This is a genomic window from Oxalobacter formigenes, from assembly GCF_002127965.1.
Taxonomy (GTDB): domain Bacteria; phylum Pseudomonadota; class Gammaproteobacteria; order Burkholderiales; family Burkholderiaceae_D; genus Oxalobacter; species Oxalobacter formigenes.
Genome location: NZ_CP018787.1, coordinates 1,292,950 through 1,305,028, shown reverse-complemented (window position 1 = coordinate 1,305,028; position 12,079 = coordinate 1,292,950). Strand labels below are relative to the sequence as shown.

At 50.8% G+C, this 12,079-nt stretch carries 11 protein-coding genes and 1 tRNA gene; 1 reads left to right on the top strand and 11 read right to left on the bottom strand.

The window, feature by feature from the left end:
- Positions 1-11: 11 nt before the first annotated feature.
- The gene (locus BRW83_RS06185; RefSeq protein ID WP_145814977.1) at positions 12-599 is read right to left on the bottom strand and encodes a deoxycytidylate deaminase; all 588 of its coding nucleotides are present in this window, start codon (positions 597-599) and stop codon (positions 12-14) included.
- A gap of 140 nt (positions 600-739) precedes the next feature.
- The gene (locus BRW83_RS06180) at positions 740-1,216 is read right to left on the bottom strand and encodes an Hsp20 family protein (RefSeq protein WP_005880674.1); all 477 of its coding nucleotides are present in this window, start codon (positions 1,214-1,216) and stop codon (positions 740-742) included.
- A gap of 389 nt (positions 1,217-1,605) precedes the next feature.
- On the opposite strand from BRW83_RS06180, the gene BRW83_RS06170 reads away from it, so the two are divergent.
- Positions 1,606-1,824, top strand: coding sequence for a putative hemolysin (locus tag BRW83_RS06170; RefSeq protein ID WP_050757787.1), 219 nt, complete (start codon positions 1,606-1,608; stop codon positions 1,822-1,824).
- A gap of 127 nt (positions 1,825-1,951) precedes the next feature.
- On the opposite strand, the gene BRW83_RS06165 is transcribed toward BRW83_RS06170, so the two are convergent.
- The 9 genes from BRW83_RS06165 to BRW83_RS06125 all read right to left on the bottom strand — a co-directional run bounded on the left by BRW83_RS06165 (position 1,952) and on the right by BRW83_RS06125 (position 11,854).
- A tRNA-Asn gene (locus BRW83_RS06165) sits at positions 1,952-2,027 on the bottom strand.
- Positions 2,028-2,163: 136 nt separating this feature from the next.
- A complete protein-coding gene (ftsB, locus tag BRW83_RS06160; RefSeq protein ID WP_050757724.1) occupies positions 2,164-2,550 on the bottom strand; it encodes a cell division protein FtsB in 387 nt (128 codons plus the stop codon).
- Positions 2,551-2,641: 91 nt separating this feature from the next.
- Positions 2,642-3,925 carry a phosphopyruvate hydratase gene (eno, locus tag BRW83_RS06155; RefSeq protein WP_005880678.1) on the bottom strand — a complete coding sequence of 428 codons (1,284 nt, stop codon included), beginning with the start codon at positions 3,923-3,925 and terminating at the stop codon, positions 2,642-2,644.
- A gap of 26 nt (positions 3,926-3,951) precedes the next feature.
- Positions 3,952-4,806, bottom strand: a complete 855-nt coding sequence (kdsA, locus tag BRW83_RS06150) for a 3-deoxy-8-phosphooctulonate synthase (RefSeq protein WP_005880680.1) — start codon at positions 4,804-4,806, stop codon at positions 3,952-3,954.
- Entirely contained in the window at positions 4,803-6,461 is a 1,659-nt protein-coding gene (locus tag BRW83_RS06145; protein ID WP_005880683.1) for a CTP synthase, read from the bottom strand. The genes kdsA and BRW83_RS06145 overlap by 4 nt, the downstream gene beginning before the upstream one ends.
- A 167-nt stretch (positions 6,462-6,628) precedes the next feature.
- Complete coding sequence (locus BRW83_RS06140) at positions 6,629-9,058, bottom strand: DNA internalization-related competence protein ComEC/Rec2 (RefSeq protein WP_005880684.1); 2,430 nt, start codon at positions 9,056-9,058, stop codon at positions 6,629-6,631.
- Complete coding sequence (locus BRW83_RS06135; protein ID WP_005880686.1) at positions 9,059-9,865, bottom strand: TatD family hydrolase; 807 nt, start codon at positions 9,863-9,865, stop codon at positions 9,059-9,061.
- Positions 9,866-9,906: 41 nt separating this feature from the next.
- The gene (gene lolD / locus BRW83_RS06130) at positions 9,907-10,593 is read right to left on the bottom strand and encodes a lipoprotein-releasing ABC transporter ATP-binding protein LolD (protein WP_005880688.1); all 687 of its coding nucleotides are present in this window, start codon (positions 10,591-10,593) and stop codon (positions 9,907-9,909) included.
- A complete protein-coding gene (locus tag BRW83_RS06125; protein WP_005880690.1) occupies positions 10,586-11,854 on the bottom strand; it encodes a lipoprotein-releasing ABC transporter permease subunit in 1,269 nt (422 codons plus the stop codon). Before BRW83_RS06125 ends, lolD begins: the two co-directional genes overlap by 8 nt.
- Positions 11,855-12,079 lie beyond the last annotated feature (225 nt).

Here is a 12,079-nt window from a genome sequence, read left to right as displayed (position 1 = left end):
AGACAAGGGCCTTATTTTTTCGGCAAAACGGCATTCGCCCAATCCGCTCTCGGGTCTTCAAAATCCACGTGATAGACACCCTCGATAAACTTCGACTGCAATAGTTCATACTGCCCCTGCAGTTCAGCATCATCCAGTTTTCCAAGGTCATGAAGATAGTAAACGGCCCTGATTTTGGCCTGAAGCATCAGCTTGGTGCAATCGAAGCACGGACGCAGTGTCGAGAAAATGACGCTATCCTCTATTGCATTCCCGAACCGGGCAGCCGATATCAGGGCATTCTGTTCGGCATGGACACAAATGCATTCGTCATATCCCCTCTTGCCTTCGCGCCTGTATTCTTCACGCTTGCCACACCGGACGCACCCGCCATCCATGCAATTGGTAAAGCCTTCCGGTGTACCGTTGTAGCCTGTCGAAATGATGCGGTTATCCCTGACGATGACAGCGCCGACCTTGCGTCCCTTGCAATTGGCATTCTCGCGCACCGCTATGGCAATGTTCATGTAATAGTTCTGACGTTTGATGTCTAGCATGTCTGGCAGTCTTGATCTGGTTGGAACAGGTAACCCGATGGGAACGTTAACACCTTGAATCATGCCTTATCAAGGTGTTAACGCCAATTTATTCAAAAAATCAGTTATTCATGTTTGAATGTCGCAAAAAATTTAACGGCAAAAAATAAAACCTGCAAGAAAACTTGCAGGTTTCAGGTTCTTCAGAAGATTTTCATCCATTCTCAATTATTGCTGATTGCCTTTGTCGGATTACCTTCATGGTAATTGATGGCGATTTTCTGGATTTTTTCGCTTTCCGGTATTTCTTTCAACAAGCTTACCGTTAGCAATCCATCCTTGAGGTTTGCATTTTTTACCTTTACATACTCAGGCAAGGAAAAACTCAGGTTGAAATTCGAACGCATCAATCCACGATACAAATACGTATGGCCTTTATTCTGCTTATCTTCTCTTTGCTTGCCTGAAATACTCAGCTGTCCGCCTTGCGACAGGACTTCTATATCGTCGATACTCCATCCGGGAAGACCGACAACGATATCCAGATGAGTCTCATCCATTCTTACGATATCGTAGGAAGGCAATGTAGAAAGCGGCTCATCACCGGTCAGTTTGCTAAACAGATTGTCAATCCGGTTAAGTCGATCGGAAAACAAACTGTCTGAAAATGTTGGCATTAAGGAAAGTGTACGAGTAATCATTTTAACGAACTCCTGTAATAGCTTAAGTTAATTAATGAATGACAACTCTTCTTGCTGTCATTTTACATATAGGAATTCGCAAAAAAATTTCAAGAGAATCGATGCAAAAATTTTTTGTATGAAACCCCTGGCCTTCAGATGGAATATCCTGCGCAACCCCTCACGAATACTCACCCTTTCTAAAGAAACAGGTACAAGAAATTTATAAAAAATGTTATCGTATTTTCCAGCTGGAAGCTGGCTTTGCCATATTTTCTCCGGCATTCCAAAGACAGGCAACAGATGTCCTCGCGATATCAATTTCAATTAGCAAATTGAATTCTCATACACATCATCAACTTATGAAAAAAACCATTACCCTCAACTTGCTTGCGTTCTCAGTGATTTTCATGACCGCATGTACTTCACCCGCCAAAGATAACAGGATGGCCGCAATGGCCAATCCATCGAGCCAGTATTGTGTGAGTGTTGGCGGCCAGTCTTTCTCCAAAAAGGATGCTGGTGGGAACGAGGTGGGATATTGCAGGTTGCCTGACGGGCAAGTGGTGGATGCATGGGATTTCTTCAGGAAGAATAACCCGCCGCGTAACAACACGCCTGCCCGGTAATTTTTTATTGAAAAACCATCTCTCACTGATTAAAGAACAGGCAATCCTTTTATGGAACACTGCCTGACAAACAGCCCATGTGTGAAAAAGAAAAAGGCCCACATTTTCATGTGGGCCTTTTGAAATCTGGCTCCTCGACCTGGGCTCGAACCAGGGACCTGCGGATTAACAGTCCGTCGCTCTACCGACTGAGCTATCGAGGAATTAAGAAAAAGATTATAAGCAATCGAGACCGTCTTGTCAAACTTTTTTCAGCATTTTCTCTCTGAAAACGGTACATCCACTGCTGCAAATCAATCTCGTAATTATAGAAACTTTCCCTCTGAAAAGGAAGCGTTTTTACTGTTTGGCAACGGGTTTTTCAGTGGCAACTGTCGTTTTTTGATCGTCCGTCTTTTCGGCCGTTGTTTCTGCCGGTTTTGCTTCCGTTTTCACCTCATTGGGCACTTCGTTTTTATCGTTCAACAGCTGGATGAAGACTTCGCCTTTTTTGATCATGGACAGTTCGGAACGCGCACGTTCTTCAATCGCTTCCGTCCCCTCTTTCAGGCTTTGCACTTCGGACGCCAGTTTGGCGTTTTTGGCTTTCTGTTCCTCGTTCTTTTCCTGAACGGTTTCAAGCTGCCTGTGCAAGTCGAAAACGCGCAGCCATCCTCCTTTTCCCAGCCAGAGCGGGTACTGGATGACGAGCAGCAAAATTGCCAGCGTAATGGTTATCGCGCGCATGGAACGTACCTGATCCGAAAAAGGACTGGTTTCAGTCAAAAATGTGGCCGGTGAATCTCTTTCGATTATACCGGCCTTTGTTTGTCTCTCTTTATTTCAGATTATAAAAAGCGCTTCTGCCTGGATAGCTTGCCACTTCGCCGAGATCTTCCTCGATTCTCAGCAACTGGTTGTATTTGGCGATCCGGTCCGAACGGGACATGGAACCGGTCTTGATCTGCAAGGCATTGGTACCGACGGCAATGTCGGCAATGGTCGAATCTTCGGTTTCACCGGAACGGTGGGAAACGACGGCGGTATAACCGGCGCGTTTGGCCATTTCGATGGCCGCGAAGGTTTCGGTCAGGGTACCGATCTGGTTGATCTTGATCAGGATGGAATTGGCAATGCCCTTCTGGATACCTTCCCGCAAAATCCGGGTATTGGTGACGAACAGGTCGTCGCCGACCAGCTGGACGCGTTTGCCCAGTTTTTCGGTCAGGTAAGCCCAGCCTGCCCAGTCGTCTTCAGACATGGCGTCTTCGATCGAGATGATCGGGTATTTGTCGCACCATGTTTCCAGCAAATGGGTGAACTCTTCGGCAGTGAGTACAAGGCCTTCTCCGCTGAGATCGTATTTTCCGTCCTTGTAGAATTCGCTGGCAGCGCAATCCAGACCGATGCAAACGTCTTCGCCCGGTACATAACCGGCTTTTTCAATCGCCGTGATGATCAGCTGAATGGCTTCTTCATGGTTGGCGACCGATGGGGCGAAACCGCCTTCATCGCCGACGGAAGTCGTCAGGCCTTTTTCCTGAAGGATTTTTTTCAGGGTATGGAAAATTTCGGCACCGCACTGGACGGCAGCGGAAAAACTGCGCACGCCAAGCGGGATGATCATGAATTCCTGAATGTTCAGGTTATTGTCGGCATGCGCGCCGCCATTGATGATGTTCATCATCGGAACGGGCAACTGCATGATGCCGGAACCGCCGAAATAACGGTAAAGCGGCAGGCCTGCTTCCTCGGCGGCTGCCTTGGCGACGGCCATGGAAACAGCCAGTGTGGCGTTCGCTCCCAGACGGGCCTTGTTTTCGGTGCCGTCCAGATCGATCAGGGTACGGTCCAGAAAAGCCTGTTCGCTGGCATCCAGCCCGATAATCGCTTCGGCGATTTCGGTGTTGATGTGTTCGATGGCTTTCAAAACGCCTTTGCCAAGGTAACGGTCTGGATCGCCGTCACGCAATTCGATCGCTTCGCGCGATCCTGTGGATGCTCCGGAAGGGACAGCGGCACGACCCATGACTCCTGATTCCAGAAGTACGTCACATTCGACGGTTGGATTTCCGCGGGAATCGAGAATTTCACGTCCGATGAGGTCAACGATAGCGCTCATAGATATCTCCCAGCAATTAACTTTTATTATTCAAGATTGAAACCCGACATATTACCCTGCCTGACGACTTTGTCCAGCGTCACGAGTTGAGCTAACAGCTCTTTCATGCGATGCAAGGGCACTGCATTCGGTCCGTCTGACATGGCGCAAGCCGGATTCGGGTGCGTTTCCATGAAAAGGCCGGCAACACCGACGGCAATCGCAGCCCGTGCCAGCACAGGAACGAATTCACGCTGACCACCGGATGCATCGCCGAGTCCACCCGGCAACTGCACTGAATGGGTCGCGTCGAAAACGACGGGACAGCCGGTTTTGCGCATGATCGCAAGGGAACGCATGTCGGAAACGAGGTTGTTGTATCCGAAAGAAGCGCCCCGTTCGCAAACGGTGAAATTGTCTTCGGGAACGCCAGCTTCTTTCGCGGCTTCTTTCGCTTTTTTGACGACGTTCATCATGTCGTCCGGCGCCATGAATTGCCCTTTTTTGATATTGACGGGCTTTCCGGAACGGGCGCAGGCCTGAATGAAGTCGGTCTGGCGGCATAAAAATGCCGGCGTTTGCAGCATGTCAACGACTGCCGATACCGGCCCTACTTCCACTTCGGTATGGACGTCGGTCAGAACAGGAACGTCGAATTGTTTTCTGACATCAGCCAGTATTTCCAGTCCCTTTTCCATGCCAAGACCACGGAAAGAGGAAGACGAGGAACGGTTGGCCTTGTCGTAAGATGATTTGTAGATGAACGGGATGCCCAGTTCAGACGTCATTTCTTTCAGTGCACCTGCCGTGTCGATTGCCATCTGGTGCGACTCGATCACGCAGGGGCCTGCGATCAAAAAGAATGGACGGTCAAGTCCGATTTCAAAGCCGCAACATTTCATGCATTGTTTCCTTTGGCCCGGGCTTCCTTGTTGGCAAGCGCAGCATTGATGAAAGCCGTGAAAAGCGGATGGCCGTCGCGTGGCGTCGACTTGAATTCCGGATGGTACTGGACACCCATATACCACGGATGGGCATGCTCACCGGTTTTCGGCAATTCCATAATTTCACAGAGTTTTTCTGTCGGAGTCAGCGCCGAAATGACAAGCCCTGCTTTTTTCAGCTCGTCCAGATACAGGTTGTTGGCTTCGTAGCGGTGACGATGGCGTTCAGTAACGACGTTGCCGTAGATTTCAGCTGCCAGCGTGCCCGGTTCGATGGAACAGGTTTGGGCACCCAGACGCATGGTACCGCCCAGATCGGATTTTTCGGTGCGCTGTTCAAGCTGGCCGCTGCGGTTCTGCCATTCGGTGATCAGGGCAATGACCGGATTTTCGGTATCCGGATCGAATTCGGTCGAATTGGCGTTTTTCAGTCCGGCGACATGACGGGCGAATTCGATCAGGGCAACCTGCATGCCCAGACAGATGCCGAGATAAGGCACCTTGTGTTCACGAGCATATTGGGCGGTGGCGATCTTGCCTTCCACACCGCGCTTGCCGAAACCGCCAGGAACCAGAATGGCATCGTATTTCGCAAGCTGGTCTGTTCCTGTCGTTTCCATTTCTTCGGAATCGAGGAAATCGATATTGACCTTGCAATTGGTATGAATGCCCGCATGCCGGATCGCTTCGATCAGCGACTTGTAGGATTCGGTCAGGTCGACGTATTTGCCGACCATGCAGATCGAGACTTCTTTTTCCGGATGGTCGATGGCATAAACGAGCTTGCTCCAGATCGACAGATCGGCTTTCGGAGGAGACAGTTTCAGCTTGTTGCAGACGATGGTATCCAGTCCCTGATCGTGCAGCATTTGCGGGATCTTGTAGATGGTATCGACATCCCAGACGGAGATAACGGCGTCTTCCCTGACGTTTGAAAAGAGCGAAATCTTGGCGCGTTCATCGTCCGGAATTGCCCGGTCGGCACGGCACAGCAGCGCATCGGGATAAATACCGATTTCGCGCAGTTTCTGTACGCTATGCTGGGTCGGCTTGGTTTTCAGTTCTCCGGCCGAGGCGATATAAGGAACCAGCGTCAGATGAACGAATACGGTTGAATTTTCAGGAGCGCGCAGGCTCAGCTGACGGGCCGCTTCAAGGAACGGCAGCGATTCGATATCGCCGACAGTACCGCCGATTTCAACCAGGGCGACATCGTAGCCTTCCGCGCCACGATGGATGAAATTCTGGATTTCATTCGTGATGTGGGGGATGACCTGAACGGTTTTGCCCAGATATTCGCCACGACGTTCCTTGCGGATGACGGATTCGTAAATCTGTCCGGTGGTGAAGTTGTTCACCTTGTGCATCCGGGTGGAGATGAAACGTTCGTAGTGACCCAGATCGAGGTCGGTTTCCGCGCCGTCATCGGTCACGAAAACTTCACCGTGCTGGAATGGACTCATGGTTCCCGGATCCACATTGATGTATGGGTCCAGTTTGATCATGGTAACTTTAAGGCCCCGGGACTCGAGGATGGCGGCAAGAGACGCAGCGGCAATCCCCTTGCCAAGGGATGATACGACACCGCCCGTAACAAATACAAACTTGGTCATTGCAGAAGGTGCTCAAAGGCACAAGCAGGAAATCCAAATTATAACGTAAAAAATGAACTGGAAATATAACTAAATTTATAAACAAATGATTCGAAGTATTTATGAGACAGATTTCATAAGTCCTCTGTCATTTTCTTTTTTCGCAAACGGTTTTTTATACAAAAACCTTATTCATTTCTCCAGTATCGGACATCTTTTTTCCGATACAGTTCGATACTGATTTGCCCGCCAAAGAGGATACCGACTGCCCCGTCCGTATCGGTTCTGAACGTTTTGATCCCGAGAAGGTCATAGCGGCTTTCTGCCCGGTAGTCGGGATGGCGATATGGGTTCAGATAACCCACCTGATAGATTGCATAATCAGGCTTGACGGCAAACAGAAAAGGCCATGTCGAGGAAGAATTGCTGCCATGATGCGGCGCTATCAATATGTCGGATTTCAGCTTTTCACCCAGGCGGCTGACCAGTTTTTCTTCTTCCTTTTTCCCAATGTCACCCGTCAAAAGCAGGGAATACCTTGAAGTACTGACTTTAAGGACGCAGCTTAACTCGTTGGTTTTATTGTTTTCACCAAGATAATCATCACTTGATGGATGAAGCATTTCAAAACGGACGCCTTCCCAGTCCCATTCTTGTCCGGCTATGCAGGGTCGATTATCGGGAAGCGTTTGCACCAGTGTCGAATCCGGTGCGATTGATGAGTAAATGGTTTTGACAGGCAGTTTTCTCGTCAGGGTCAACAGTCCGCCGGAATGGTCGCTGTCGGCGTGTGATACCACAATGCTATCGAGCGAGTCGATTCCACGCATCTTCAGATACGGGATGACGACACGATCGCCCGCGTCCGAGTCGGTCGAATAGACAGGCCCGGTATCGAAAAGCAGGCGATGTTTTTGTGTTTCGATCAGGATCGAACTGCCCTGCCCGACATCGAAAACCGTCATTTTCGCTTCGCCATAATCCGGATGGTCTGGCGTCAGGAGCAAAAGCGGGAGCCAGCACAAGACGCCGAGATAACGATGCGGCCAGCCTTTCGGCGCAAGCATCCAGAGCGTTCCTGCCATCGCAAACAAAATAAGGTAAAACGATGGAGCCGGTGCCGTCCAGACGGCAAAGGAAAATGAACTCAGCCATTCAAGAAATATGGCCAGCAACCTTGTCAGGAAGTGGGCAACCGTCAGAACATACGCATTCACCGGTTCGGGCAAAATACTGCCGATCAGTGCCAATGGTGTGACGACTGTACTGACCAACGGGATGGCAACCGCGTTGGCGATCGGGCCGATGACTGAAATACGCCCGAAAAAGAGCATCGTCAGAGGAACAAGGCCGATGGTAACCGCCCATTGTGTTGCCGCAGCCGTCGACAGGGAATGTCTGAACCGGTTCAGGCGTGAAGGATTTTCATCCATTTTTCCTGTCCTTCCGCTCGTGGCATACAGGATCATGCCGACTGCGCCGAACGACAGCCAGAAACCCGGTTGCAGGAGTGCCCACGGATCGAAAAGGCAGATAATTCCGGCAGCAACAAGCAAGGTATGTGAAAACCGTGTCAGCCGTCCTGTCCATAGGGCGATGGCCACGATAATGATCATGCAAAGCGTCCGTCTGGCCGGAACGCCAAAACCTGCCAGGGCGACATAGGCCAGCGCCATGAGAACCCCGGCAATCGCGGCCACTTTCTGGGCAGGCAGGATCAAGGGCCATTGTTTTCCGGTGAAAAACGAGCGCCGCCAGAGCGAGCCGATGAACAGGGCAAACAGGCTGGAGATCATGGTGATGTGCAAGCCGGATATGGCAACCAGATGGGAGATACCTGTCCGGTTGAAGATTTCCCAGTCAGATTGGGAAATCGCTTTCTGGTCACCGATCACAAGAGCGACCATGACTCCGGCATATTCACAATTTGGCAGGGCACGGTATATCCGTTCGCGCAAGACGCTTCTCACCCGGTTGACCCAGTTCATCGGCGTTGATACGAAAGAATCGGTCAGGACATTTTTATCCGGCAAACGCGGATCGTTATTGACGTAACCGGTAGCCCTGATTCCCTGCTCGAAGAGCCAGAGTTCATAATCGAAACCGTCCGGATTGGCATTCCCGTGAGGACGTTTCAACCTGACATTCAATTGCCAGCGCTGGCCCGGGCTGATATCCGGCACTTTTGGAAGACTCGTGCGATGGTATTTCAAACCCCATGTCAGCATGAGGTTTTCAGGTATCGTTACGCTTTGGCTGCCTGCTGAGGCTTTTTCGACGCTGAATTGAAAACGGGTTCCTTCCTCAAAAGGCTGAGGCAGGCCATCAACCGTTCCGGTTATGACCAGATCACGGTTTTCCAGTGTATCCGGTAACGTCCGGGAGAGACCATACAGCGCAAAAACGGAAGACCAGAGGACTCCGAATGCAAGACCGGCGGTGAATCTCAAAGCGGGTTTTATTACTGTAAAACGGAGGGTAACTACAGGAATGAACGACAGGAGAGACAGGATGACCGAGGCGGCGGTCAGGCCGTAAAGCACGGTGTTATTTGGAAGTGTTGCCTGTTGATGGAGCCATGCTATGCCGAAAATGAAGCCGACAATCGCGCCCAGCATTTATCCTTTAGAAAGATGAAAGACGAGCCGGGGAATCGCCTGCATGGCATTTCGGCTCGTAAAATCAGCCAGGTTTTCAACAGAAACGCCGCGCAATCCGGCGATGACTTCTCCGATACGCGGCAATTCAAGCGGACTGTTCTCTTTTTTCTGAAGCCATGAAGGCGGCAAATCCGGGGAATCCGTTTCGATGACGATGACTTCTTCCGGCAGTTCAGACACCAGTTTGCGCAATTGCTGTGCCCGCTCATAAGTCGATGTTCCGCAAAAACTGAGCATGAATCCCAGATCGGTAAAGGCTTTCGCTTGCTGGAAACTGCCATTGAAAGCATGGGCAATGCCAAGCCTGATGTTATGACGGCGCAGGTATTTCAGCACCATATCAACCGAACGGCGTGTATGCAATAAAACCGGCAAATCGAATTCCTTTGCCATCTTCAACTGTTCCGACAAAAAATATTCCTGTTTTTCTTTCAGTGGCGACTGGTTCAGTTCGGGAACGTAAAAATCCAGCCCGATTTCACCGATAGCGACCAGTTTCGGATCGGAGATATTTTTTTCGAGGAAGCGTTTCAGTCCGGCCAGATCGTCTTCGTGGCTGTCGGCGACATACATGGGATGGATGCCCACTGCATAAGAACAGTTGTCGCAGGCATGCGCAAGACGGCTTACCCGTTCAAAACCGGAACGGTCAACCGAGGGAATGACGATTTGACGGATATTCATTTTCGCCGCTTCGGCAGCGATCGTTTCTTCGCGCCCCGCGAACTCTTCCGCTTCAAGATGACAGTGCGTATCGATCCACATGACTTGCAGATATGAAAACCAAAATATCAGCCTAATGTAGCTTATTCCTGAACTTTTTGCAGGCTTTTTTCGGACATACGATAAATGCGGTCGCAACGCCCGGCCAGTTCCATATCATGCGTGACGATAACGAACGCTGTCTTGAGTGTCGTGGACAGATCAAGCATCATGTCGAAAATCTGCTGCGCCGTCGAGCCGTCCAGATTGCCGGTCGGCTCGTCTGCCAGCACACAGGCCGGATGCGTCACCAGCGCCCGGGCCAGCGCAACCCGCTGCCTTTCACCGCCAGACAATTCGCCGGGCACATGGCTTACCCGTTCAGCCAGACCGACACGGGTCAGAATTTCCATTGCCGCCTCATGCGCCCTTTCCCGCTTTTCACGACGGATCATCAGGGGCATCGCCACATTGTCCAGAGCGGAAAATTCCGGCAGAAGATGATGAAACTGGTAAACGAAACCAAGAACACGGTTACGCAAGTTTCCGCGTTCCGATTCGGAAAGCGTATCGAATTGTTTTCCCTGTAATGTTACGGAACCCGTGCTTGGTGTATCCAGCCCTCCCAGCAAATGCAGGAAAGTCGATTTTCCCGAACCGGACGCCCCGACAATGGCAACGCGCTCCCCTTCCCTGACCTCGAAATCGACGTCTTTCAACACCTCGACGGCATAATCACCCTGCCGGAATGTCTTGGAGAGGCCATTGCACGATAAAACGATCTCACTCATAACGCAAAGCCTCCGCAGGATTGACCTTGGCAGCGCTCCAGCTTGGGTACAAGGTCGCCAAAAATGACAGGATAATGGATGCTCCGCCGATCGTCAGCACATCAGCCCAGTGCAAATCGGATGGCAGGGAACTGATCAGGTAAATGCTTTTCGGGAGAAACTGGATACCGAAAAGCCGCTCGATAAAGGGAACGATGACATCGATATTGACGGAAATGAGCACACCGACGCCAACACCGGCAAGTGTCCCTGCAATTCCGGCAAGCGCTCCCTGAATCATGAAAATCTTCATGATCGAACGGGGAGACGCCCCGAGTGTGCGCAAAATGGCGATATCAGCCTGTTTTTCCGTCACCGTCATGACCAGTGTCGAAACCAGATTGAACGCGGCAACGGCAATGATCAGCATCAGGATCAAAAACATCATTTTCTTTTCCGTCTTGACGGCGGCAAACCAGTTACGGTTCTGTTTTGACCAGTCACGAACGATGACATCGTCATTCTGGAGCATCATGGAAAGTTGCTGCGCCACTTCCGGAGCTTCCTGCATATCCCTGATTTGAACGCGCAATCCGCTTGGCGCATCTGTCCTGAACAGGCGCATCGCGTCATTCATGTTGATGAAAGCGAAAGTCGAATCGAACTCGAAATGCCCTGCCTCGAAAATGCCACCGACTGTAAACTGCTTGAGTCGCGGAAGCACGCCTGCCGGGGTTACCTGCCCTTGTGGAATGATAACGGTCAGCTTGTCACCGGGACCGATACGCAGGTTTCTGGCAAGCTCGCTCCCGATGGCGATATTGAACGAATCCGGTTCCAGATTGCCCAGCTTGCCAGCCTTGAACTGGCGCGCGATATCCGAAACGCCCGCTTCTTCCTTCGGATCGATGCCGCGAACAATCACGCCACGAACCATATCGTTGCGGGTGACCATCGCCTGTCCGACCACATAAGGGGCTGCGCCGGTGACTTCCGGATTTTTCTTCACCTCGGCCGCCGTTTTCTGCCAGTCCGGCAATGACCCGTACATATCCTGAATCTCGATATGCGGGATTACCGACAGCATGCGGTCACGCACTTCTTTCTGAAATCCGTTCATCACCGACATGACGATAATCAGCGCGGCGACACCTAACGCGATACCACTCATTGATATCAGGGAAATAAACGAAATGAAGCGGTTTCGGCCGCTACGTTTGCCCGAACGGATATAGCGCAGGCCGACCAGCCATTCAAACGGCAAATTGGAAAAAATGTTCAAGTGAGACTCCCAAGAAGATGGCACAGTTTGCCACATATTGGCATTGTCCGTCACTGCCTGATTGCGATTCATTTGCCCTTGCGCATATGCCTGTTGCCAAAATGGCGGCCTGAAAACTTTTGACGTGAAAGCAGAAAAAAGCCGTAAAAGTATTGCCATGGGTCAATCAACAATGAGAAAATACAAGGCTTTAAGTACGGATGTGTCCGTTTTTATTTTTTCATT

Excerpts from the sequence above, each read along its gene's own strand:
- BRW83_RS06145 (WP_005880683.1), bottom strand. The coding sequence starts at position 6,461 with ATGACCAAGTTTGTATTTGTTACGGGCGGTGTCGTATCATCCCTTGGC.
- kdsA (WP_005880680.1), bottom strand. The coding sequence starts at position 4,806 with ATGAAATGTTGCGGCTTTGAAATCGGACTTGACCGTCCATTCTTTTTG.
- BRW83_RS06135 (WP_005880686.1), bottom strand. The coding sequence starts at position 9,865 with ATGTGGATCGATACGCACTGTCATCTTGAAGCGGAAGAGTTCGCGGGG.
- lolD (WP_005880688.1), bottom strand. The coding sequence starts at position 10,593 with ATGAGTGAGATCGTTTTATCGTGCAATGGCCTCTCCAAGACATTCCGG.
- BRW83_RS06185 (WP_145814977.1), bottom strand. The coding sequence starts at position 599 with ATGATTCAAGGTGTTAACGTTCCCATCGGGTTACCTGTTCCAACCAGA.
- ftsB (WP_050757724.1), bottom strand. The coding sequence starts at position 2,550 with ATGCGCGCGATAACCATTACGCTGGCAATTTTGCTGCTCGTCATCCAG.
- eno (WP_005880678.1), bottom strand. The coding sequence starts at position 3,925 with ATGAGCGCTATCGTTGACCTCATCGGACGTGAAATTCTCGATTCCCGC.
- BRW83_RS06180 (WP_005880674.1), bottom strand. The coding sequence starts at position 1,216 with ATGATTACTCGTACACTTTCCTTAATGCCAACATTTTCAGACAGTTTG.
- BRW83_RS06170 (WP_050757787.1), top strand. The coding sequence starts at position 1,606 with ATGACCGCATGTACTTCACCCGCCAAAGATAACAGGATGGCCGCAATG.
- BRW83_RS06140 (WP_005880684.1), bottom strand. The coding sequence starts at position 9,058 with ATGCTGGGCGCGATTGTCGGCTTCATTTTCGGCATAGCATGGCTCCAT.